This window comes from Capillimicrobium parvum (assembly GCF_021172045.1).
GTDB classification, from domain to species: Bacteria; Actinomycetota; Thermoleophilia; order Solirubrobacterales; family Solirubrobacteraceae; genus Capillimicrobium; species Capillimicrobium parvum.
This window is the reverse complement of sequence record NZ_CP087164.1, coordinates 1332155-1353835: the sequence shown is the minus strand read 5'-3', so window position 1 is coordinate 1353835 and position 21681 is coordinate 1332155. Positions and strand designations below refer to the sequence as shown.

General features: G+C 70.4%; 21 protein-coding genes and 2 pseudogenes. 8 read left to right on the top strand and 15 right to left on the bottom strand.

What is annotated here, in order from left to right; all coding sequences use genetic code 11:
- Nucleotides 1–426: 426 nt before the first annotated feature.
- Nucleotides 427–1329, top strand: a complete 903-nt coding sequence (locus DSM104329_RS06655) for a hypothetical protein (RefSeq protein WP_407655870.1) — start codon at nt 427–429, stop codon at nt 1327–1329.
- 147 nt (nt 1330–1476) lie between these two features.
- Here the strand turns inward: DSM104329_RS06655 and DSM104329_RS06650 are convergent, their stop codons facing one another.
- Nucleotides 1477–1917 carry a nuclear transport factor 2 family protein gene (locus DSM104329_RS06650; protein WP_259314617.1) on the bottom strand — a complete coding sequence of 147 codons (441 nt, stop codon included), beginning with the start codon at nt 1915–1917 and terminating at the stop codon, nt 1477–1479.
- 106 nt (nt 1918–2023) lie between these two features.
- Here DSM104329_RS06650 and DSM104329_RS06645 point away from each other — a divergent pair, with 106 nt between their 5' ends.
- On the top strand, nt 2024–2497 hold the full coding sequence (locus DSM104329_RS06645; RefSeq protein WP_259314616.1) for a MarR family winged helix-turn-helix transcriptional regulator: 474 nt from the start codon (nt 2024–2026) through the stop codon (nt 2495–2497).
- A gap of 62 nt (nt 2498–2559) precedes the next feature.
- On the opposite strand, the gene DSM104329_RS06640 is transcribed toward DSM104329_RS06645, so the two are convergent.
- Both DSM104329_RS06640 and DSM104329_RS06635 read right to left on the bottom strand, forming a co-directional pair.
- Complete coding sequence (locus tag DSM104329_RS06640) at nt 2560–2697, bottom strand: hypothetical protein (RefSeq protein ID WP_259314615.1); 138 nt, start codon at nt 2695–2697, stop codon at nt 2560–2562.
- A gap of 117 nt (nt 2698–2814) precedes the next feature.
- Nucleotides 2815–3540, bottom strand: coding sequence for an endonuclease/exonuclease/phosphatase family protein (locus tag DSM104329_RS06635; protein ID WP_259314614.1), 726 nt, complete (start codon nt 3538–3540; stop codon nt 2815–2817).
- Between the two features lie 334 nt (nt 3541–3874).
- Between DSM104329_RS06635 and DSM104329_RS06630 the strand changes: the two genes are divergently transcribed.
- Complete coding sequence (locus DSM104329_RS06630; RefSeq protein ID WP_259314613.1) at nt 3875–4105, top strand: hypothetical protein; 231 nt, start codon at nt 3875–3877, stop codon at nt 4103–4105.
- A 175-nt stretch (nt 4106–4280) separates the two neighbouring features.
- Here the strand turns inward: DSM104329_RS06630 and DSM104329_RS06625 are convergent, their stop codons facing one another.
- Together DSM104329_RS06625 and DSM104329_RS06620 are read right to left on the bottom strand one after the other, a co-directional pair.
- Entirely contained in the window at nt 4281–5024 is a 744-nt protein-coding gene (locus tag DSM104329_RS06625) for an SDR family NAD(P)-dependent oxidoreductase (RefSeq protein WP_259314612.1), read from the bottom strand.
- Nucleotides 5025–5237: 213 nt separating this feature from the next.
- Nucleotides 5238–5996, bottom strand: coding sequence for an SDR family oxidoreductase (locus DSM104329_RS06620; protein WP_259314611.1), 759 nt, complete (start codon nt 5994–5996; stop codon nt 5238–5240).
- Between the two features lie 441 nt (nt 5997–6437).
- Between DSM104329_RS06620 and DSM104329_RS06615 the strand changes: the two genes are divergently transcribed.
- Both DSM104329_RS06615 and DSM104329_RS06610 read left to right on the top strand, forming a co-directional pair.
- Nucleotides 6438–6941 carry a COG4315 family predicted lipoprotein gene (locus DSM104329_RS06615; RefSeq protein ID WP_259314610.1) on the top strand — a complete coding sequence of 168 codons (504 nt, stop codon included), beginning with the start codon at nt 6438–6440 and terminating at the stop codon, nt 6939–6941.
- Nucleotides 6942–7017: 76 nt separating this feature from the next.
- Nucleotides 7018–7434: a hypothetical protein gene (locus tag DSM104329_RS06610; RefSeq protein ID WP_259314609.1), complete on the top strand. Its 417-nt coding sequence runs from the start codon at nt 7018–7020 to the stop codon at nt 7432–7434.
- Between the two features lie 198 nt (nt 7435–7632).
- Here DSM104329_RS06610 and DSM104329_RS06605 read toward each other — a convergent pair whose 3' ends face one another.
- A complete protein-coding gene (locus DSM104329_RS06605) occupies nt 7633–9273 on the bottom strand; it encodes an FAD-dependent monooxygenase (protein ID WP_259314608.1) in 1641 nt (546 codons plus the stop codon).
- 377 nt (nt 9274–9650) lie between these two features.
- Here DSM104329_RS06605 and DSM104329_RS06600 point away from each other — a divergent pair, with 377 nt between their 5' ends.
- The 3 genes from DSM104329_RS06600 to DSM104329_RS06590 all read left to right on the top strand — a co-directional run bounded on the left by DSM104329_RS06600 (nt 9651) and on the right by DSM104329_RS06590 (nt 12875).
- Entirely contained in the window at nt 9651–11288 is a 1638-nt protein-coding gene (locus DSM104329_RS06600) for a LuxR family transcriptional regulator (protein WP_259314607.1), read from the top strand.
- A 130-nt stretch (nt 11289–11418) separates the two neighbouring features.
- Nucleotides 11419–11802 carry a cupin domain-containing protein gene (locus DSM104329_RS06595; RefSeq protein ID WP_259314606.1) on the top strand — a complete coding sequence of 128 codons (384 nt, stop codon included), beginning with the start codon at nt 11419–11421 and terminating at the stop codon, nt 11800–11802.
- On the top strand, nt 11799–12875 hold the full coding sequence (locus tag DSM104329_RS06590) for a flavin-containing monooxygenase (RefSeq protein ID WP_259314605.1): 1077 nt from the start codon (nt 11799–11801) through the stop codon (nt 12873–12875). Before DSM104329_RS06595 ends, DSM104329_RS06590 begins: the two co-directional genes overlap by 4 nt.
- Nucleotides 12876–13018: 143 nt before the next feature.
- Here DSM104329_RS06590 and DSM104329_RS06585 read toward each other — a convergent pair whose 3' ends face one another.
- The 9 genes and pseudogenes from DSM104329_RS06585 to DSM104329_RS06550 all read right to left on the bottom strand — a co-directional run bounded on the left by DSM104329_RS06585 (nt 13019) and on the right by DSM104329_RS06550 (nt 21324).
- Nucleotides 13019–13969, bottom strand: a complete 951-nt coding sequence (locus tag DSM104329_RS06585) for a hypothetical protein (protein ID WP_259314604.1) — start codon at nt 13967–13969, stop codon at nt 13019–13021.
- A gap of 57 nt (nt 13970–14026) precedes the next feature.
- Nucleotides 14027–14503, bottom strand: a pseudogene (locus DSM104329_RS29040) (choice-of-anchor D domain-containing protein); the annotation flags it as partial.
- Between the two features lie 206 nt (nt 14504–14709).
- A pseudogene (locus DSM104329_RS06580) lies at nt 14710–16356 on the bottom strand (kelch repeat-containing protein); the annotation flags it as partial.
- Nucleotides 16357–16886: 530 nt separating this feature from the next.
- Complete coding sequence (locus DSM104329_RS06575) at nt 16887–17804, bottom strand: NADP-dependent oxidoreductase (protein WP_407655869.1); 918 nt, start codon at nt 17802–17804, stop codon at nt 16887–16889.
- Nucleotides 17805–18251: 447 nt separating this feature from the next.
- A complete protein-coding gene (locus DSM104329_RS06570) occupies nt 18252–18815 on the bottom strand; it encodes a dihydrofolate reductase family protein (RefSeq protein ID WP_259314601.1) in 564 nt (187 codons plus the stop codon).
- A 64-nt stretch (nt 18816–18879) separates the two neighbouring features.
- On the bottom strand, nt 18880–19185 hold the full coding sequence (locus DSM104329_RS06565; RefSeq protein ID WP_259314600.1) for a tyrosine-type recombinase/integrase: 306 nt from the start codon (nt 19183–19185) through the stop codon (nt 18880–18882).
- A 31-nt stretch (nt 19186–19216) separates the two neighbouring features.
- A complete protein-coding gene (locus DSM104329_RS06560; protein ID WP_259316187.1) occupies nt 19217–19951 on the bottom strand; it encodes an alpha/beta fold hydrolase in 735 nt (244 codons plus the stop codon).
- Between the two features lie 15 nt (nt 19952–19966).
- On the bottom strand, nt 19967–20110 hold the full coding sequence (locus tag DSM104329_RS06555) for a hypothetical protein (RefSeq protein ID WP_259314599.1): 144 nt from the start codon (nt 20108–20110) through the stop codon (nt 19967–19969).
- 32 nt (nt 20111–20142) lie between these two features.
- Nucleotides 20143–21324 (bottom strand): epoxide hydrolase family protein, encoded by a 1182-nt coding sequence (locus DSM104329_RS06550; protein WP_259314598.1) that lies wholly within the window; start codon nt 21322–21324, stop codon nt 20143–20145.
- Nucleotides 21325–21681: the final 357 nt, after the last annotated feature.

The window sequence follows — 21681 nt, the reverse complement described above, 5'->3', positions numbered from 1 at the left end:
GAGATCGCGGGTTGGCCGACGCACCTGCTGCGACGTGCGCGGTGGCCGGCGGCCTGGGCAAGCGCGCTCGCGGTCCTGACGCTGCTCACCTGGGCGCCAACGGCAGGCGCGGCGTTCCCGGGAGCGAACGGCAGGATCGCCGTCGCGCTGTTCGGTCAGATCTCGACCATGAACGCCGACGGCTCGGACGTGGTGATCCTCACCAGCGGAGCGAGGAACGGCGATCCGGCCTGGTCGCCGAACGGCTCGAAGATCGCGTTCGCGAGGTCCGTGGTCTACCCCCGCTCGACCCTCTACGTCATGAACGCGGACGGGTCGGGGGTCACGCCGCTGACGAACCAGGAGTCGACCGAGCCAACGTGGTCGCCGGATGGCACGCGTATCGCCTTCACGAGCACGCGCGACCGGAACACCGACATCTGGGTCGTGAGCGCCGGCGGCGGCGAGCTGCGGCGACTGACGACCAACGCGGCACCCGATTTCGGGCCGGCGTGGTCGCCCGATGGCACCACCATCGCCTTCGCGCGCGATCGCAACCGCAACACGGACATCTACGCGATCCGCGCCGACGGCACCGGCGAAACCCGGCTCACCGATCACCCGGCCGGCGACTCCTATCCAGCGTGGTCGCCGGATGGCCGCCGGCTGGTGTTCTCCAGCGCCCGCGGCTACTTCCCTCCGCCGCCCGGCATGTTCTTCCCCGAGGACCTGTACGTCGCTAACGCCGACGGATCAGGGGTCGCGCTTGTCCGCGCCAACCTCTCGAACGACGTCGCGCCGTCGTGGTCCCCCGACGGCCGCACGATCGTGTTCATCAACTCGGATGACGCGCCCGGACCGCACGGCGCCAGGTTGATGTCCATGAACGTCGACGGGTCGGCGGTCACCAATCTGGGGCATGAAGCAGCCTCAGCGCCGGATTGGCAGACCATCCCTTCGGCCGATCTCGCCGCGAGCATCGTCGCCCGCGCACACTCCGGTGGGCCCGGGGGGTTGCTGACCTACACCGTCGGGGCGACCAACGCGGGTCCGTCGGGAGCCGAGAACGTCGTCATCACGGACTCACTCCCCGCCGGGGCGAAGTTCCTGTCGCTCCGAACCCGGCCGGATCACATGGTCTGCGCACCGCCGCGACGAGGGCACGGCGGCACGATCTCGTGCCGAGCCGGATTCATGTACCCCCACGGCTCCGTGGCCGCGGAGATCACGGTGGTTTCTCCCGGCGGCCCCCACCGACCGAGCGCGACCAACACCGCCGTCGTTACGAGCAGCACCCCCGACCCTCAGCCCGCCAACAACTCAGCCACGGTCGACCCAGGACCAGGCTGATCGTGCCGCTGGCGGCACGGGCACCGGGGTTGCGGTCGCGCGGATCGCGTGCGAGACCCAGGGCATGGAAGTGGTGGGGCCGGCACTTGCCGCCGCGCCCGCGTCGTACACCTCCTGACCGGCGACCTGGGCACCCGCGCCGGGCGATCAGTCAGAGAGCTGCTGCTGGATCGCGGCGAGGTCGATCCAGGCGCTTTCCCGGCTGATCAGGCCGTCGGTGAAGTCGAAGATATGCAGGAACCGCGACCGCACCGGTCGTCCGCGACCCTCGAGTCCGAAAGGGTGGCCATTCGCGGTCGCGTGCAATATCGACTCGTCGACGACGTGGTCATCGCCATACCAGCGTCGAACGGGCTCGAAGCGGTCGATGCGCATCTCCTCGAACAGAGCTCGATAGAAACCTGCGATCTGATCGCCGCCGTGAAGGGCGTCACCGGGGCGTCCGACGACATCGTGCTGCGCGTCGGCGGTGAATCCGTCGACGATGGCCTCCAGGTCGCCGCTCTCCTCGGCGCGGTAGTGGCCATCCACGAGCGCGTCCATCTGCGCTCGCGTCATCCGTGCTGTGGTCGTTGGCTGAGCGGTCATCGCTGCTCCCTTCTCGGGGTCCGGAGCGGACCATCCTTCGGATGTAAAGTCCCTGCGATCATGGCAGGGACCTGACATGTTGTCAAGGGCTTGATACACTCGCTGGGTGAGCAGTCCACGGATCGGAGAGCGCTATCGGGGAGTCGACGGCCGCAGCGGCTACCTATTGCGGCAGGCGTGGCAGGCCTTTCGCATCGCCATGGAGACGGCCCTGCGCGCCCATGGATTGAACGGGGCTCAATATGCGGTGCTCAGCGTGCTGGCCAGAGACCCCGGTGTGTCCGGCGCCGACCTCGCCCGGGCCTGCAACACGACGCCTCAGGCGATGAACGGCGTGCTCGCGACCCTCGAGCGGGCCGGCCTTGTCGAGCGACGCCCGCACCCGACGCACGGCCGCATCCTCGAAGTCATGCTGACGTCCGAAGGGGAGCAGCGATTGGCGGCAGCCACGCCGGTTGTGCGAGGACTCGAGGACGCCATCGAAGAGGACCTTGCTTCGGATGAGATCGCTGCCATCAAGGCGTGGCTCGTCGCGTCCGCGCAGCGCCTGGAAGAGATCACCGCGTCGCGCCGGGCATAGTCAAGATGGCCTCGGCGTAGGATCGCGGCGATGAGGATCGCCGTCTCGCGGGCGCCCGGCTCCTAGCGCGTCGTCACCCCGCTCGAGCGCCTCAGCCGCGGCCACGTCGAGATCATCATCCTCTCGATACCGACCCCCGCTGCGAGCGCCCCCTCGTACTCGAGCGGGAAGCGGTTCCACATGTTGAAGAGGGCGCACATCAGCGTCAACTCTGCCGAGGTCCCGCTCGATGACCGCCATCGCCGACGGTACCGTCGCGGTAGGCGGCGATGAGCACCCTCGGGCCCGTCGGGCGCCGCTGCGCGAGGCCTTGCATTTCATGGCGGTGCGGCGAGGTGCGCGCGGACGAGCAGGATTTCATGGTCCGTGTGGGTGGTGTGCAACACCTGGGCCGACGGCGAGCGGAGCGCGCCCGTTCCATAGACGTGCTGACGCCCGCTGTCCTGCTCGGCCAACGCGTCGGTACGTGTCCAGAAGCCCCCGGGGGCGCAGGACGAGCGACGGTTGACGTCTCCCGCGAAGATGACTGTGCGGGCGACCGCGCGACGTGCGAGGAGCGACCCGAGCTCGTTGCACTGCGGGTCGTTTGCAGCCACCTCCTCGATCTCGCCGCTGGCGAGGTGGGCGGTGCACACGTCGACGTCGACCCGGGTGGTCACGCATAGCCACCCGCGCCGCTCGATGCCCGCCTGTGCTTCGAAAGGCCTGCTGCCCGTGCTCTCGATGGCTGCCTTGGTGAGAACCGCGTCACCGAAGAGTCCGCGGCCCCCCGGCTGGATGCAGGTCAAGGGCTTGCCGAGGTAGATCACCCTCGCGAAGCGCAGGTGGTAACCGGTCCGCCGGGCGATCAGCGCGACGTCACCCCGGCAGGCCTCGTTGAACGTGACCGCGTCCGGGTGCGCTTTGCGGATGCGCGCCACTGCCTCCTCCACCACCGCCGGGTATGCCACCTTGGTGTAGCACACGGCCAGACCGGACAGACACAGGTTCATCTGCATCAACGTGTACGTCGAGCCCGCGGGCGACGCCACGGCGGCGCGCATGTCCGAGGATCTGCGACAGCCCGTCAACGCGAGAACGAGGGCACAACCCACCGCCGCGACGAGCAGGACAGGACTCGGGGAGCGGTCGGCGCAAGGGCGGACCATGAGCTTCACGTCCTCCGGCGGTACATCCGCCACATAGCTCGAGTGATGATGCCGACCTCCCGCGAACAGGGCGCTACGACGGACCATGCTCTGCCTATGCAAGTCCGGCCAGTAGAACGCTTGGCCGCGCGGATGATCCTCGTCCGGTGGCAAGACTGTCGGCGGCTCATCTGCGAACAGTCAAGCTGTGGTGCGGAGTCGCGAACCGCGAACGACGCGCTCGTTCGGGGTGGCGACCGCCGAACGAGCGCGTGGTCCCACCAGCTGGGAGCCCTCGGTCATCGGTTCGCGGCTGGTGAAGCCGCCGTTGATGAAGACGGTCTGGCCGCTCGGCCAACCGGCCAACGGCGACTACCCGGACCGGCTGGCGCGCTTCGCGCGGGATCTGGTCGGCGAGGGCCTCACGCTCAACGAGGTGCGAGCGATGCTGGTCGATCGCCCCGCGACGCTGTTGGGCTGATAGACGTCCGCACCATGACTGTCGCTCGTCGTCGCCGCCGCGGTGCCGTCGCCGTCGTTGTTCTCGGGGCTGGCCGCGCCGGCGGTGGCGGTGGCTGCTGGCGGCCTGCCAGGGGCCACGTCCTCCTGATCGGCCCACTCGATAAGCACCTGATGGCGCCGGTGCGGCGCGGCGTTCAGCGGATCACGTAGCCGGCGTCCACCACCAACACTGCGCCGGTCGTCGAGCGCGCGGCCGGATGGGCGAGATAGAAGGCGGCCTCGGCGATCTCCTCCGGCTGCACGAAGCGGCCGGTGAGCATCGTGGCCTCAAAGTCGGCGCGCTCGGCATCCGGGTCGTCGCTGCCGTCGAAGTAGGCGTCGAGCATGGGCGTGGCGGTCGGTCCGGGACAGATGGCGTTGACCGTGATCCCGTCGGTGGCGTGGTCGATGGCCATGGCCCGGGTGAGTTGGATGGCGGCCCCCTTGGAGGCGCAATACGCGGCGGCGTCGGGCGCGGCCACCAGTCCCAACTGGGAGGCGAGGTTGATGATCGAGCCGCCGCCGGCGTTGCGCAGATGGGGGATGGCGTGCTTGGCGGTGAGGAAGAGCCCACGAACGTTAATAGCGAACACGCGATCCCACTCCGCGGCGTCGAGGTCAGCCACGTTGCCCCGGCCGGCCACGCCGGCCGCGCTCACGAGGACGTCGAGTCCCCCGAGCGCGCGGGCCGTCTCGTCGACGGCGGCTCGCACGGACCCCTCGTCGCTGACATCGCCCGTCGCGCGCACGTCGAGCTCGACCATCTGCAACGCCTCGGCATCGCGGTCCACGCCCGCGACGCGATCGCCCGCTGCGCGAAATCGGGCGGCCGTGCTCGCGCCGATGCCCGACGCGGCGCCCGTGACCAGGACGCGTCGGGGTCTCAGGCTCGCAGACATCGGCGCATCATCCTCCCTCGTCGCAGGGTTCGCCAAGCGGTCGCCTGTCGTCCGGCGCGATTACACCGTCCCGTGCCCGCGCACGGAATGAGCGCGCGCGCTCGCCGCCACGGCGACGCCAGGATCAGCTCAGCGGCCAGACGTCCGTGACCCGCGCTGAGTTGACGCACTGCCGCTCGGCGATCAGGGCCGCGCTCTCAGTCGAGCGTGATCTCAGCTGGCCTCCTGCTGGTTTGCGGCGAACCACGTATCGAAGTCGACCTTCCCGATGCGGGCGCCCGCGCCGGGCGTCAGCTCGCCGGCCTTGAGCTCGGTTCCGAAGTAGCGCGCGTGCGAGTCGGGAACGACCGTCCGCGCGTCCCCGGTGGCGGCGAACAGGCGCCGCGCCCACGCGTCGATGCCCAGCGCCTCGGGCCCGCCGAGCTCGACGCGGCCACCGACCGGCGCGCCGATCGCGAGCTCGGCCAGCGTCGCCGCGACATCATCTACGGCGACGAGCTGCATCAGCCCGGCCGAGAGCCGGACGCTGTCGCCTTCGGCGCCGGCCTCGACGATCTGGGCCAGGAAGTCGAAGAACTGCGTGGCGCGCAGGATGGTGTAGGGGATGGCCCGGGATTCGATCTCGGCCTCCTGGGCGACCTTGGCGCGCAGGTAGCCGCTGTCGGGCAGGCGGTCGGCCCCGACGATCGTCAACGCGAGATGGTGACCGACGCCGGCGTCGCGCTCCGCCGCCAGCATGTTGCGCGTCGAGGTGGTGAAGAACTCCCGCACCGCATCGTCGTCCCAGACCGGCGCGTTGGACACGTCGACGACGACGTCAGCACCCAGCATCACGTCGGCAAGGCCCTCCCCGGTGATGGTGTCGACGCCCGTCGCGGGTGAGGCCGGCACCGGGTCATGGCCCTGCGCTGCCAGTCGGCGCACGACGTTGCCGCCTACGCGCCCGCTCCCACCGATGACCACGATCTTCATGGTGTCCTCGCCTGTTGTTGTTGAAGACGTCGATGATCGCTCACGAGCCCCGCGCCGCGCATCCGTCGTCGCCCCCAGTCCCGTACCTGGACCGTCGCGCGCAGGCGTCCCCGCTCCGACGCCACCGAAGCGCGCATGCTCGACCTCGAGAGCCGGCGTTGGCTGCTCTGGATCTACCCGCAGGCATTGCGGCACTTGTTCCTGGCGCTAGGCGGGGCCGTCGGGGGTATCTGAGCGTCAACACCTTCGACGGGTCGACGGGGTAAATGCTCTCGCCTCGGGGGCGGCCGGATTGACGGGGTGCGGCCCATTGCAGCGCCCAGCGGGAAGGAAACGACCAGGGGTGGTGTCTTGAGTGTTTGACACAGGACGCCGCGGATTGGCCGCCCGAGCGGCCGCTCGACCGCCGCGCTCCCGTCTAGACAAGGAGTTCGAACGCGCATGAGACGCTCACTGCTCGCGCTGATCCCTGCCGTGCTCGCGATCGTAATCGCCGGCTGCGGTGGCGGCGGCGCCAACCACGACGCCAACCATACGTCCGCCCCAGCGGGCGCCAGCCAGGGGACGGCCGCGCCGTCGGCCTCCGGCACGGTTCAGATCAGGACGACCAAGCTCGGGCGCATCCTGGTCGACTCGCAGGGCCGCTCGCTCTATCTGTTCGAGAAGGACACGGGCACGGCCAGCACCTGCTACGGCGCCTGCGCCAGCCTCTGGCCGCCGCTGACCGTGTCGGGCAGCCCCAAGGCCAGCGCGGGCATCGTCGCCTCGAAGCTCGCGACGACCAAGCGCAAAGACGGCCAGACCGAAGTGGCCTACAACGGCCATCCGCTCTACTACTACGCCGGCGACCGGAAGCCTGGGGACACCACCGGCGAGGGCCTCGATCAGTTCGGCGCAGCCTGGGACGTGGTCGCCACGACCGGCAACGGGATCGACAATGACTAGCCGGGCCGGCACAGCGCCCTCCCGCCGGGGACATCGCCAGACGGGCTGGTTCGGGCCGCCCCCCAGTCGCGCCACGGTGGCGCGGCTGGGGCGCTACCTCGGCGCCCTCGCGCTGCTCGGGGTGGGAGTCGATCACATCGAGCAGTACTACGTCGACTTCTATGCGGAGATTCCAACGATTGGCGTGCTGTTCGTGCTGAACTTCGCGTCGGCGACTCTCGTGACCCTCGGACTCCTGGCGCCCGTCGAGCGGTTCACCGGTCGCCGTGCCCCGGCGGTGTTGGCGCTGCTCGCGCTCGGGGGCATCGGGCTGGCGGCGGGCTCGCTGGCGGGACTCCTGGTCAGCGAGAACAGCGGCCTGTTCGGCTTCACGGAGCAGGGCTACCGCGAAGCGATCGTGTTCTCGATCGTGCTCGAGGTCGCCACCATCGGCCTCCTTGCCTTGTTCGTTGCCGCGAACGGCCTCGGGATCCGTCCGCGAGACGGTGGATAGCGGGCGTTTCCCCAGGGCGGATGAGCAGCACGGCGCCGCGCTCGACGCGACGTCCTGGAGTCCGGCGTTCGTCGCCACCGCCGGCCAGATGATCTCCACGCTCTGAGACCTGCACACCTGGACGCGCGCGCTGGGCCGAGGCACGCTGCTCTCGCCCGAGACGCAGCGCGCCCGGCGCGGCACACGGCGCGGATCGCCTCAGAGCTTGAGGATCGTCGCCAATGCGCTGTCGAGGGCCTCGGCCGGCGCATCGCCTGCGTGTTGCGCGCGCCAGCCGACGAAACCATCCGGGCGCACCAGCACCGCGCCGTCGGGCTCAACGCCGTAGAGCGTCTCGAAGCGGCCGGCGGGCACCTGCAGCTCTCCGGCGGCCCCCACGCTGAGCACCTCGACCGGCACCTTGCTGCCCACGGCGGCGTGATCCGCCGCAGCCCGCCACGCTGCTGCGCCGTCGGACGCGGCCAGCAGCACCAGCCCGCCGCCGAAAGCGTCCAGAGTCGACATCCGCGCCCCGTCGCGCTTCACCCACAGATGCGGCGCGCGGCCGCCAGGGCATGCGTTCTGCACGTAGTCGGCCACAGGGTTCTCGACCTGGGGCGGCGCGGTGCCGTCGGGTGCCACGGCACCCGCCTCGTAGCGGAACCCGAGGTCCATGCCTTGCCTCCCACCTGGCGGCCGGGCGGCGATGCCCGCGCGAACCGTGTCCAGATCACCGGCCCGCACAGCCTCGATCATCTTCATGATGCCGCTGCCGCGGTTGGCGCTGTAGGCGACGTTCGTCTCGGCCACCGACCGGCGTTCGATCTCGTAGGTGTCCAGAAGGCCGGCGCCCGCCCATCCGGAGACCACCGCGCCCACCTTCCACGCCAGGTTGTGCGCGGAGTGCAGGCCGGTGTTCATCCCCACCCCGCCGTCGGGCGTCGTGCGATGCGCCGCATCACCGGTGAGCAGCACCCGCCGATCGCGAAAGGCTGTGGACAGCTCGGCGCCCAGGATCCACGACTTGATGCTGATGAGGTCCACGTCAAGATCGTTGATCCCGGCGGCATGACGGACCGTGTCCACGCAGCGCTGCTGCGTGAAGTCCTCCACGGTCTCGCCCGCTGCGAGGTTGACGTGAAACAGCCAGACGTCGTCGCCGTTGATCGTCACGAACGAGCCGGTGAGCTCGGGCGTGATCACGGCGTAGGACCAGCCGGGCCGGTCGCGCACGAGCGGGCCAAGCGGGGCGCGATGGAAGATGTTGACGAAGTGGCCCATGTCGGCATCGCCGGCCCGACCGATCCCGCACGCGCGGCGCACCGCGCTGTCGTTGCCATCCGCCGCGATCATGTACCGGGCCTGGACGGTGCTCGGGGCGCCGCCGTCGCGGGCGACGATCGTCGCAGTCACCCCGTCGGCGTCCTGCTCGAAGCCAGTCATCTCGAACCCGTAATGCAGGTCGGCGAGGTCGTGACTCTGGGCGCGATCGCGCAGCACCGACTCCGTGATGTTCTGCGGGCAGCGCAGCCCCATCGTCGGACTCTGCGGCTCCGACGCGGTGTCATCGGGCTCTACCGTCTCGGTGCGGCCCAGCTCGTCGGCGGACAGCGTCGTCGTCCAGACCATGCGATCGCAGAACTCGCGTGGGACACCCCGGCTGCGCATCTCGTCTTCCGCTCCCCACAAGCGCAAGAGCTCCGCGGTGCGTTGCATGAGCCCGACCGCCTTCGGGTGTTCGAGCGTGCCCGGGTACTTGTTGACGAGCATCGACCCGATGCCGAGGTGCGAGAGCGTCAACGACGCCGCCAGCCCTGCCGGCCCGCCGCCAACGATCAACACCGGAGTCTCGCTGACCATCTCCAGCTCCTCGCTCGCCTAAGTGCTCGCGGCACCCTACATCGCGACCGCACGAGCGCCGTGCGCGCGCTGTCCCCTCTGGTCCACACCGATTCCAAGAGGGATCTCAGCGTGCTTAAGCGCGATGCGGCCTTCGCCGCCGATGGCGTCCGCCTCGCCGCCGCCACCGCGTGTGTCCCGCCGCCCGCCCTCCATTGCGCGAGTAGCGACAGTGCAAAAGCGCGCGGAGTGTGCGGTCACGCAAACAGTCGCTCGGCGACACTCGGTGGGACGACCGCTGGCGCGCGCAAGATGATCGGCCGCATCTTCCGAGCAGAGCTCCGCGGGTTGCCGCCCGTTGACGGCTCGACCTCGCTCGGCGACAATTGTGACCGAAGGTGGACGCCGTCGCCGAGGTTGAACAGGGCCGCGAGTTCTACGCAGATCGCGCATGGGCCGATGCCTACGCGGCCCTTTCGGGCGCCGATCGCGAAGCGGCGCTGCCGGCCGACGACCTCGAGCTGCTGGCAACGGCCGCCTACATGGTCGGTCGCGAAGACGAGTACTTCGGGGCGCTGAGCCGCGCGCATCGGGCACACCTCAATGCTGGGGAGGCGCTGCGCGCCGCCCGCTGCGCGCTCTGGGTCGGCATGAACCTCGCCCAGCGGGGCGAGATGGGTCGCGCGAGTGGGTGGCTGGGCCGGGCGCGACGGCTCATCGAGCGCGAGCCTTGCGACTGCGTCGAGCAGGGCTACCTCTTGATACCGCGGATGTTCGAGCAGGAGGCCACCGGCGATCTGAGTGCGGCGATCGCGACGGCCGCCGAGGCGGCCGCCGTTGCCGAGCGATTCGGCGATGCCGATCTACTGGCCTTGGCCGTTCATTCGCAGGGGCATCTCCTCGTCTGCGCCGGCCAGGTCAAGGATGGTCTTGCGCTGCTCGATGAGTCGATGGTCGCCGTCACCACTGGAGAGCTCTCGCCGATCGTCAGCGGCATCGTCTATTGCGGGGTGATCATGGGGTGTCAGGCGGCTTTCGATCTCCGCCGGGCGCAGGAGTGGACCGCGGCGCTGGCGGCATGGTGTCGCGAGCAGTCCGACATGGTGGCCTTCTCGGGCCGCTGCCTCGTGCACCGGACGGAGATCCTTGGTCTGCGGGGCGCCTGGATGGAGGCCCTGAGGGAGGCGAGACGGGCGGTCGAGCGATGTCTCGAGGCACAGAACCGGCGGGCGGCGGGCCAAGCCGCCTACCTACAGGGAGACCTACATCGGTTACGGGGGAGCTTTGCCGCGGCCGAGCAGGCATACCGGGAGGCGAGCGGTCACGGGCGTGAGCCCCAGCCGGGTTTCGCTCTCCTGCGGCTCGCGCAGGGGAACACCGACGCCGCGGCCGCGGCGATCCAGCGCGCGCTCGGAGAGACGCGAGATCGCCCGGGGCGTGCCGCGCTGCTGCCCGCGGTGATCGAGATCGCGCTGGCGGTCGACGACATGGAGGCGGCGCGGAGCGCCTGCCTGGAACTCGCGGAGATCGCGGCTGACTACGAGGCCGGGATGCTCGATGCGGCCGTGCTCTACGCCAAGGGCGCCGTGGACCTCGCTCAAGGGGATCCCGAGCCAGCACTGGTGTTGCTGCGGCGCGCATGGGAGGCATGGCAGGAGCTCGGCGCGCCATACGAAGCCGCTCGCGCGCGAGTCCTGATCGCGCAGGCGTGCCTCGCGCTCGGTGACGACGAGGCGGCGATGATGGAGCGGGAGGCCGCGCGCGGCGCCTTCGCGAGCCTCGGCGCCGCGCCGAACGTCGCTTCGATCGACGCGCGAACCGGGCGTGCCGGCTCCCGCGCGCCGCACGGACTGACCGCTCGAGAGCTGGAGGTGCTCCGCCTCGTCGCCGCCGGTCAGACGAACAAGTCGATCGGGGCCAGGCTTGTCCTGAGCGAGCGGACCGTCGAGCGCCACGTGAGCAACATCTTCGCCAAGCTCGACGTCTCATCGCGCGCGGCGGCCACCGCGTTCGCCTACGAGCACAAGATCCTGTGAGCGCGGCGGTGGGTGGAATCACCCACCACGGCCACGACTGAAGTTGGGTGTTTAGCCCGATGCGCAACTGATCGGTCGCGCATAGCCTCGCTCCGAGGCCGTTTCCGGCCACGAACGAGCGGAGGCAGACATGCCCAAGGTATCCAGAGAAACAGCGTCCGAGGCGGTGTCGCTGGAGGGCCTCGACGTTCGCACGGAGCATCTCGAGGGCGGGTACTCGGTCTGCTTCGAATCGCATTCCGCCGACGCTGATATCGCCGGGCTGTTCAAGGGCCTGCCGGACGACCGCTGCCAGGTCCCGCGCTGGGGCTACGTCCTCGAGGGGATGATCGCGTTCAGGTTCGCGGACGGCGAGGAGACATACGTCGCCGGCGATGCGTATTACGTACCTCCCGGGCACACCCCGGTCCACTACGCCGGCGCGGAGATCGTCGAGTTCAGCCCGACCGAGGGACTCCGCGAGACGATTGCCGTGGTCATTGGGAACCTCAAGTCGGCCGGGGCCGCGCGATGACCTCCGCAACCGAACGTCTCGAGACGGTAGTCGTCGGCGCCGGGCAGGCCGGGCTCGCGGTCGGCCATCATCTGGCCAACCGGAATCGACCCTTCCTGATCGTGGACGCGAACCAGCGCGTCGGCGACAACTGGCGCAGGCACTGGGACTCCTTACGCCTCTACAGCCCCGCCTGCCTCGACGGGCTGCCGGGCATGCCGTTCCCGGCGCCCGCCTGGAGCTTCCCGACGAAGGACGAGACCGCGGACTACCTCGAGGAGTACGCGACCCGGTTCGAGTTGCCGATCCGCAGCGGTATCCGGGTGGAAGCGATCTCAAAGAACGAACACGGCTACGTCGTCGCATGCGCCGACCGCCAACTCGAAGCCGAGAATGTGGTCGTGGCGACGGGAACGTTCGGGCGTCCCCACACCCCCGCGTTTGCCGCCGGACTCGATCCCGGGATCCGGCAGCTTCACTCGAGCGAGTACAAGAATCCGGACAGCCTTCGAGAGGGCCCGGTCCTCGTCGTCGGCGCCGCACATTCGGGCGCGGATGTCGCGATGGACACGTCGCGCGATCACCAAACGGTGCTATGTGGTCGCGATACCGGACAGGTCCCGTTCGACATCGAGGGTCGACCCGAGAGGGCGGTCTGGCGTGTGCTCTCGTTCCTCGCGCGCCGCGTCCTAACGACACGGACGCCCGTCGGGCGGAAGATGCGGTCCGAGACCCGCTCGCACGGCGGCCCCCTGCTGCGCTACAAGCGCGCCGATCTCGCCGCCGCCGGAGTCGAGCGCGTGACCTCGAGGGCAATCGGGGTTCGCGACGGCCTGCCGCTGCTCGACGATGGTCGCGCCCTCGACGTGGCGAACGTGATCTGGTGCACCGGCTTCAAGCAGGACTTTGGCTGGATCGAGCTGCCGGTCACGGGCGAAGACGGGTGGCCTCAGGAGGAGCGAGGCGTCATGCCGTCGGCGCCGGGCCTCTACTTCACGGGGCTGGCGTTCCAGTACGCGTTCAGCTCGATGCTGATCCTCGGAGCCGGCCGGGACGCCGAACACGTCGTGAAGCACATCATCGCGCGGGGTTAGAGAGCACCGTGCGCTGGTCGTGGCCCCGCATGCTTCCCCTCCTGCCCTTGCTGTCTGTCGATCCGTCGGCCTTACCGTAGGTCCACTGCAATCACGCCGATCCCCGAGGCCGGCATCGTCCGACGAAGCGGCTCGGCCCGGCCTCAGGTACCTCCGTCGACGACCCCGGTCGGCGCGGTCGTGGCCGGTGCGCTCTCCCCAAGCTCGTTGACCGCCACGACGCGCAGGCGCAGCGTGCGCGTCGCGTCGAGCGCGGTGGGGACGTAGTTGTTGAAGTCGCGGGTGCTCGTGCGCTCCGCGGCCGCCGCGACGCAGTTGTCGCCCGCGGCATCGCAGCGCAGCCACTGGTAGCGGTAGGACGTCGGGAGATCGGTCCATGATCCCGACCGGCCGGCGACCTTGACCCCCACCTGCGGCGAACCACTCGGCACGCGCGGGGCCACAAGCATCTCGGGGGCGGTGTGCGCGACGACCCCGGTCGGCGCGGTCGTGGCCGGTGCGCTGTCGCCGAATTGGTTGACCGCGACCACGCGCAGGCGCAGCGTGCCCCCCGCATCCAGCGCGGTGGGGACGTAGGGGTTGACGTCGCGGGTGCTGGTGCGCTCCGCGGCCGCCGCGACGCAGTTGTCGCCCGCCGCATCGCAGCGCAACCACTGGTAGCGGTAGCCCGTGGGCCCCGCGTACCAGGCGCCGGCGCGGCCACCGATCTTGACGCCCACGCGCGGCGTGCCCGCTGGCACCATCGGCGCCGTACGCAGCACGGGCACCGACGGCTGCACCACGCCGGTCGGTGCGCTCGCGGCCGGGGCGCTGTCGCCGAACTGGTTGTGCGCCACCACTCGCACGACCAGGGTTCCCCCGACGTCCGCCGCGCCCGGCACGTAGCGGTTGCGCGTCGCGCCCGCGAGGTCGGTGCAGCCCGTGACGCCGTCCGCGTTGCAGCGCACCCATTGGAAGGCGTAGGACGTCGGCTGGTTGGTCCAGCGCCCGCGCGCGGCGTCCAGGCGCTGTCCCATCATCGGGGCCGCGCCGTTGGGGATGGTGGGCGCCGTCAGAACTGAGGGCGGATCCTCGGTGCCGGTACCGATGAGCACGCTCGAGTCCTGCCCTCCGTCGCTCTCGACCAGGAGCCGGGCCCGCTTGTCACCGGTCGTCGAAGGATCGAAGCTCGCCGTGACGGTGCAGCTGTCGCCGGCGGCGAGCGTCCCGGCGTGCTGACCCGGACCGGAGCCGGCGCAGTCGGAGTCGTCGAGGGCGAAGTCTCCAGGGTCGGCGCCGCCGAGCGCGATCGAGTCGATCGCGAGCTCAGCGGTACCGGCATTCTCGAGCTCGAGGTCCTGCTCGGCGGTCGGGCCGACGCCGATCGACTGCGAGCCGAAGCCGCGGGTGGTCGGGGTGAGGCGGGCGGCGGGGCCGTGGTAGTCGTACAGCTCCGTCGCCGTGAGGGCTGCGCCGCCGCTGAGTCCCCCCGCGGCGAGCACCCGGCCGTCCTCGAGCAGGGTCGCGGTGTGGTCGCTGCGCGCGGTGGCGAGCGAGTCGGTGGCGCTCCAGTCGCCGGTGGCGGCGTTGTAGACCTCGGCGCTGGCGGAGGCGGCGCCGCCCGAGCCGATTCCCCCGGCGACCAGCACCCGGCCGTCGGCGAGCGGGGTCGCGGTGTGGTGGTAGCGCGCCGTGGCGAGCGAGCCGGCGGCGCTCCAGTCGTCGCTCGCCGGGTCGTAGATCTCCGCGCTGGCGGAGGCGGCACGCCCGAGAATCCTCCCGCGACCAGGACCCGGCCGTCGGCGAGCGGGGTCGCGGTGTGGTGGTAGCGCGCCGTGACGAGCGAGCCGGCGGCGCTCCAGCTGTCGCTCGCCGGGTCGTAGATCTCCGCGCTGGCGGAGGCGGCGCCGCCCGAGAATCCCCCCGCGACCAGGACCCGGCCGTCCTCGAGCAGGGTCGCGGTGTGGTACCTGCGCGCCGTGGTGAGGGAGTCGGCGGCGCTCCAGCTGTCGCTCGCCGGGTCGTAGATCTCGACGCTCGCCGTCGGTTGGAAGCTCGTGTCCTCCCCGCCCGCGACGAGCACCCGGCCGTCTTCGAGCAGGGTCGCGGTGTGCGCGCCGCGCGCAGTGGCGAGCGAGTGGGCTGCGCTCCAGCTGCCGCTCGCCGGGTCGTAGATCTCGGCGCTGCCTGTGGCCCCGCCCGAGAATCCTGCGGCGACCAGGACCCGGCCGTCGTCGAGCAGGGTCGCGGTGTACTGCGAGCGCGCCCTGGCGAGCGACTGGGCGGCGCTCCAGCCGGCGCTCGCGGGGTCGTAGATCTCGGCGCCGGCGGAGGGGAAGCCGCTCGGGCCGGCTCCCCCGGCGACCAGGACCCGGCCGTCTTCGAGCCGGGTCGCGGTGTGGTCGTTGCGTGCCGTGGCGAGCGAGTCGGCGGCGCTCCAGCTCTCAGGAGGAAGGTAGATCTCGGCGCTGGCCAGGGCGCCGCCCGAATCGCGCCCTCCCGCGACCAGCACCCGGCCGTTGCCGAGCAGCGTCGCGGTGTGGTCGTAGCGCGCCGTGGCGAGCGAGTCGGCGGCGCTCCAGCTGTTGGATGTGGGGTTGTAGATCTCGGCGCTGGCGAAGGCGGCGCCGCTTGAGTCAGCTCCGCCGGCGACCAGGACCCGGCCGTTGTCGAGCAGGGTCGCGGTGTGCTCCCTGCGCGCGGTGTCGAGCGAGTCGGCGGCGCTCCAGCTGTCGGTCGCGGGGTTGTAGATCTCGGCGCTGACCGTCGGGTTGCCTCCCTCCTCGCGCCCCCCGGCGACCAGGACCCGGCCGTTGTCGAGCGCGGTGGCGGTGTGCTCGTAGCGCTCGGTGTCGAGCGAGTCGGCGGCGCTCCAGCTGTTGGTCGCGGGGTCGTAGATCTCGGCGCTCGCCAAGACGCTGAAGCTCGAGTCGATCCCGCCCGCGACCAGCACCCGCCCGTCTTCGAGCGGGGTCGCCGTGTGGCGCTGGCGCGGCGTGTCGAGTGAGTCGGCGGTGCTCCAGCTGTTGGTCGCGGGGTCGTAGATCTCGGCGCTGGCGGAGGGGTAGCTGGTCGGGCCGGCTCCCCCCGCGACCAGGACCCGGCCGTTGTCGAGCAGGGTCGCGGTGTGGTCGTAGTGCCCGGTGTCGAGTGAGTCGGCGGCGCTCCAGCTGTCGGTTGCGGGGTTGTAGATCTCGGCGCTCGCCAAGACGTTGAAGTTCGCGTCGACCCCGGCCGCAACCAGCACGCGCCCGTCTTCGAGCAGGGTCGCGGTGTGGTCGTAGCGCCCCGTGTCGAGCGAGTCGGCGGCGCTCCAGCTGTCGCTCGCCGGGTCGTAGATCTCGGCACTCGCCGTCGCGGTGCCGCTCGCGTCGCGCCCTCCCGCGACCAGCACCCGGCCGTCCTTGAGCGGGGTCGCCGTCTGGGCCCACCGCGCACTGCCGAGCGAGCCGGCGGCGCTCCAGCCGTCCGCGCCGGCCGGCGCAGCCCATGCCACGAGCATCGCAACGAGCGCGAGTGCCACGGCTATCGCGGTGCGGCGGCGGCGGCCGGTGCTTTTCTGCTCGCCCTGCTGCGTCCCCGCGCCGAGCGCGGTCATCGTGGGCCCGTGAGCATCCAGTGCCTGTATCGGCAGGCGCTCCCTTGAAGTTGAGGGCGGTCACCGCACTGAGAGCCCGCGAGCCCTGCTTCGCGACCAGCGTGCCTTGGGAGACCGCGTACGTCTGGCCCGTGCGGAACAGGCGGCCGAGCGCCAGGCCCGCGCCGGCGTCCTCGGGATCCCAGTCGCGGTTCGCATACCCGTATCACCGCGGCATTCCCCCGCCTCGGTCCACGCCCGGCAGTTCGCGCCGGAAAGCGCGCCGGCGAACGCGCCGGGCATGCGCCGCCACATCCTCATGGTCGACGACGTCGTCCCCGCTGCGCAGTCACGGTGCCAAGCTCGTGGGCGCGCAGTGCGAGGACTTCTACCGGCTCTGCTTCATGCGTGGCCGCGAGGGCATCATCATCGAACGGCTCGGCGTCCCCGAGTCGTCATGGGCGAACGCGGATGATGGTCTTCCCCGTGATCCGCTCGGTCGGGTTGAGGGCGGCGACGGCATCGTCGAGGGTCGCGACGGTGCCGATGTTGGTCCGCAGCCGTCCGTCGCGCACCCGCTGGACGATCTCACCCAGTTGAGCACGATCGGACTCGACGACGAAGTCGATCGCCAGGCCGTCGGCGGGCCGCGCCTCCGGCGGCCCTACGACGCTCACCAGGGTGCCTCCGGCCCGGATCAGGCTTGCGGACCGCTTCTGGATGTCTGCGCCGATGACGTCGAACACCAGGTCGACGGCGCCGACGTCTTCCAGGGCGTCGTTGTCGAGGTCGATGAACTCGTGCACGCCGAAGTCGAGCGCCGTCTGGCGGTCGGCGGCGCGCCCGGTCCCGATGACGTGGGCGCCCGCCTCACGTGCGAGTTGCGTCACCATCGATCCGACTGCGCCGGCCGCGCCGTGCGCGAGGACGCTCTGCCCCGCCTGGAGGTGGCCGTGATCGAACAGTCCCTGCCACGCGGTCAGGCCCGAGATCGGCAGGCTCGCGCCCACGGTGAACTCGATGTCGCCCGGCAGCGGCGCGAGGTTGCGTGCCTCGATCGCGACATACTCCGCCAGCGTGCCGTCGCGATGCCAGTCCGCGAGGCCGAACACCCGCTGTCCCACCGACACCCCCGTCGTGCCGTACCCGAGGGTGGTGACCACTCCGGCCATTTCGTGCCCAGGGATCGACGGTGTTCGGTCCCGGTTGCGGCGATCCGTCCAGGTCGAGGGCCACGCCATCTCGGTCGGGACGAAGCCCGACGCATGAATCTGAACGAGGACGTCGTTTATCGCCGGTTCCGGCTCGGGCCGCTCCACCAGCGTCATCCCGGCCGTTCCCGCAGCCTCGTCCGTCACCACAATCGCTTTCACCCTGGACCCCCCTGGCTGGTCCCTTCATGTCTCGTGCGGACGACCGATCGCGACCACCCAACGCGCCTCGTCATCGCCATCAGAGATTTCCGTACTGCCGAATCATGAGGGTGCGCCGGACTTGCCTCAAGGCGACAGCGATGGTGCTCGACCTCCCATCCGATCGGCAGCTCACGCGCGCCCTCATTGTGCCTATGCACGGGACGCAACGCGTCCGCCAAGTGGCGCTTCCGGGGATCGTCGCCAAGCGAGCACCTCGTCGGCACCGCCGCAGGACGCCCGCATTCAGGAGAGAGCGGGGCGCGGAATGCCGTAAGCGGATCCCTATCCGGACGGATCTTCTGCGATGAAGAACAGGATCCGGCAGGGACGTCACGATCGCCTCGGAACACAGCGCCGCGAGAGCCTTGGGTGGCCCGAAGCCCGCGCTGATCCGACGTCGGGCACTCAGCGCCTGGTCTCGTACCTGGTCAGAACCACGCCGTCGGGAAACGTCCGGGTCTCCACCAGGCTCAGGTTCACCCAGTTGTCCAGGGCCGTGAAGAACGGCGTGCCGCCGCCCACCAGGACCGGATGGGTGACGATCGCGTACTCGTCGATCAGCCCGGCCCGCATGGCCGCCGCGGCGAGGGTGGCACCGCCGACGTCCATGGGGCCGCCGTCGTCGGCCTTGAGCCTGGTGATCTCGGTGACCGCGTCGCCGGTGACCAGACGGGTGTTCCAGTCGACCGTGCTGGTCGTCGAGGAGAACACCACCTTCGGCATGTCCCGCCAGCGGCGGGCGAACTCGATCTCCGCCGGTGTGGCGCCCGGCTGCTGGTCGGCGGTCGGCCAGTGGGAGCTCATCGTCTCCCACAGCTTGCGCCCGTACAACGCCAGGCCCGTCGCCCCCACCCGGTCGGACCACCACTGGAACAGTTCGTCGCTCGGCACGCTCCAGCCGAGGTCGTCGCCGGGCGCGGCGATGTAGCCGTCCAGGCTCAGGTTCATGGCGAAGGTCAGTTTTCGCATGGCGTCAGCCTCCCGTGAGTCGGTATTCGGCGTACAGACCAGCACGGCGCGCAAAGATCATCGGTCAGGCCCACCGAGGGCCAGTTGACCACGACGGCGTGCGCGTGTCGAAGCTGGTGCGGCGCGAATCGCCTGCGGATGCCCGCGCGAGCGGCGAGGGAGCGCCGCCCTTGCCGCGGCGAACGAGGACGCTGCCGCGCGAGCGGTCGAGGTCGCTCTCGGCGAGCGCCAGCGCTTCACTGATCCGCACGCCGGCGCGCCATAGCACGACGATGAGCGCTCGCGTTCTCAGGCCGTGCCCGGTTTCGCCCGCGACACGCATGACGGCCCCGATCTCTTCGACGGCCGGCGGATCGGCGGGGTATCGCATGTTCGCCAGACGGCGTCGACGTTCGGCGGTGTTAGGTTGGGCGGGCGGGCGCGAAGAAGTCGATGAGCAGTTGGGTGACGCGCTCGGCCTCGTCGTGGTGGACCCAATGCGACGCGTCGGGCAGGCGCTGGACGCGGTCGAGGTTGGGGACGTCCTCGTGGTGGGGCTCGGCTAGATTTTGTCCGAGGTAGCGATCCTTCTCGCCCCAGATGACCAGGGTGGGCGCCGAGATCGGGTGAACCTCCGTCTTGGTGCCCTTCGGCGGGCGCACCGCGGCGCGGTAGTAGTCGATCATCGCGGCCGCCGCGCCTTCCTGCGACCACGCCTTGATGTAGCGATCGGTCTCCTGCTCGGTGTAGGGCGGCTGGGCGTCGTGTAGGAAGTGCCGGAAGAATTCCCAGTCCTTCGCGCGCACGTGGTGCTCGGGCAGGTTCGGCAGCGCGAAGTAGAAGAAGTACCAGGACCGCGCGAGCTGGCTGGGGTGGCGCAGTCCCTCGTTGAGCTTGCGCGGATGGGCCGCGTTGAGGATGGCCAGCCGGTCCACGACCTCGGGGTGGTTCATCGCCGCGGTCCATGCGGCGGTTCCGCCCCAGTCGTGGCCGACCAGCAGCGCGGACTCGGCGCCGCGCTGGCGGATGAGATCGCGCACGTCGTCGGCCAGCTTGCCGGCGGTGTAAGCCGCGAGGCCGTCGGGCTTCGACGACAGGTTGTAGCCGCGCAGGTCGGGCGCGACCACGCGGAAACCGGCCGCCGCGAGCGGCGCGATCTGCAGCCGCCAGCCTTACCAGAACTCCGGGAAGCCATGCAGCAGGACGACCAGCGGCCCGTCACCTGCCTCGACGTAATGCAAGTTCACGTCGCCGACTTCGGCGTAAGCCTCCTGAAGCTCGATCCCGACGTCAGGCAGCCTGCTGGCGGCAGTCATGAGGACCTCCGTGGGTAGAGGGACTTGGGCACTCAGCGAAGCGACGCGAACGCGGCGCGTAGTTCCTCGGAGAAGAGCTCCGGCTCCTCCCAGGCGGCGAAGTGGCCGCCCCTGTCGACCTCGTTGAAGTACGTGAGGTTGGGATAGGCCTTCTCGGCCCAGCTGCGCGGCGTCCGCCAGATCTCGCCGGGGAAGGTGGTGAACCCCACCGGGATCGACGGCGGCGGCAGAGGCTCGCGGCCCGCGGCCGGTGCGTCCGGCCCGTAGGCCTCCCAGTACGATCGGGCCGCGGAGGCGCCGGTGCCGGTCAGCCAGTACACCGTGATGTTGTCCAGGACGTTGTCCCGGGTGAGGTTGCCCGCTGGCTGCCTGTCGACGAAGGCGCCGGAGATCTTGTTGTAACTGTCCGTGTCGTGATCGACCATCCAGGCCGCGAGGGCGACGGGTGAATCCAGCAGGGCGTAGCCGATTGTCTGCGGCCGGGTGGCCATCTCGACGAAGTAGCCGTTTCCGGACTGCTGGAAAGACGCGATCTGCGCGGCCGCGGCGCGTTCCTCGTCGGTGTCCGTCGGCATGGCGCCGCCAAGCGCCGGCACGAGCAGGTTCGTGTGGATGCCGATCAGCCCCTCCGGGGCCTGGCGGCCCATCGCGTCGGTGACGCCAGCGCCCACGTCGCCGCCCTGGGCCACGTAGCGGGTGTAGCCGAGGCGGCGCATGAGCTCCGCCCAGGCTCGTGCGGCCCGGCCCAGGTCCCAGCCGACTTCGACCGGCTCACCCGAGAAGCCGTACCCGGGCAGGGAGGGCAGCACGAGGTGGAAGGCATCCTCGGCGCTGCCGCCGTGCGCGGTCGGGTCCGTCAGCGGGCCGACGGAGTCGATCATCTCCATGACGGAGCCCGGCCAGCCGTGCGTCATGATCAGCGGCAGCGCGTTCTCGTGCGGCGAGCGCACGTGGATGAAGTGGATGTTCACCCGCTCGATCTCCGTCGTGAACTGCGGGAGTGCGTTCAGCCTCGCTTCGACCCGTCCCAAGTCGTAGTCCGTCGCCCAGTAGCGGGCGAGCGCCTGGATCGTCGCCAGTTGCACGCCCTGCGACCGATCGGCGACGAGCTCACTGGAGGGCCAGCGCGTCGCGGCGAGTCGACGGCGCAGCTCAGCGAGCTGCTCCTCCGGAACCTCGATCCGGAACGGGCGGCTGGTGGCCGTGACGGCCATAGCGGCACTCCTTCGTTCGCCTACGACGGCCTCGGGAGCGTGTTATACGGCTCCGAGGCGAGCATCACCCGATTCGGGTGATGGGACGGCGGCCAGCCATCGATGAGCGCCTGCGCCCTGGCACATGCCAGCTGCGAGCGAGGACGGCCCCGCCTAGACCCGTTCCGCATTCCATGCGGCTCGGCACTCGGACTTCCATCGTCCGTCGGGCTGCTCCTTACGCCTGTCGGTATGAGTTCTCCGGCTGAGCGCCGCCGCCGAGGCGCTCGATGACAGCGCCGCAAGAGCCGCTGGGCACCTTCAGCGTCTCGCTCACCGACTCCGGCCTGTGGGTAGCCGAGAGCGACTCGTCGGGAC

Excerpts from the sequence above, each read along its gene's own strand:
- DSM104329_RS06640 (WP_259314615.1), bottom strand. The coding sequence starts at position 2,697 with ATGTGCGCCCTCTTCAACATGTGGAACCGCTTCCCGCTCGAGTACGAG.
- DSM104329_RS06650 (WP_259314617.1), bottom strand. The coding sequence starts at position 1,917 with ATGACCGCTCAGCCAACGACCACAGCACGGATGACGCGAGCGCAGATG.
- DSM104329_RS06555 (WP_259314599.1), bottom strand. The coding sequence starts at position 20,110 with ATGACTGCCGCCAGCAGGCTGCCTGACGTCGGGATCGAGCTTCAGGAG.
- DSM104329_RS06625 (WP_259314612.1), bottom strand. The coding sequence starts at position 5,024 with ATGTCTGCGAGCCTGAGACCCCGACGCGTCCTGGTCACGGGCGCCGCG.
- DSM104329_RS06570 (WP_259314601.1), bottom strand. The coding sequence starts at position 18,815 with ATGCGAAAACTGACCTTCGCCATGAACCTGAGCCTGGACGGCTACATC.
- DSM104329_RS06620 (WP_259314611.1), bottom strand. The coding sequence starts at position 5,996 with ATGAAGATCGTGGTCATCGGTGGGAGCGGGCGCGTAGGCGGCAACGTC.
- DSM104329_RS06590 (WP_259314605.1), top strand. The coding sequence starts at position 11,799 with ATGACCTCCGCAACCGAACGTCTCGAGACGGTAGTCGTCGGCGCCGGG.
- DSM104329_RS06635 (WP_259314614.1), bottom strand. The coding sequence starts at position 3,540 with ATGCGCGCCGCCGTGGCGTCGCCCGCGGGCTCGACGTACACGTTGATG.
- DSM104329_RS06605 (WP_259314608.1), bottom strand. The coding sequence starts at position 9,273 with ATGGTCAGCGAGACTCCGGTGTTGATCGTTGGCGGCGGGCCGGCAGGG.
- DSM104329_RS06550 (WP_259314598.1), bottom strand. The coding sequence starts at position 21,324 with ATGGCCGTCACGGCCACCAGCCGCCCGTTCCGGATCGAGGTTCCGGAG.
- DSM104329_RS06615 (WP_259314610.1), top strand. The coding sequence starts at position 6,438 with ATGAGACGCTCACTGCTCGCGCTGATCCCTGCCGTGCTCGCGATCGTA.
- DSM104329_RS06565 (WP_259314600.1), bottom strand. The coding sequence starts at position 19,185 with ATGCGATACCCCGCCGATCCGCCGGCCGTCGAAGAGATCGGGGCCGTC.
- DSM104329_RS06595 (WP_259314606.1), top strand. The coding sequence starts at position 11,419 with ATGCCCAAGGTATCCAGAGAAACAGCGTCCGAGGCGGTGTCGCTGGAG.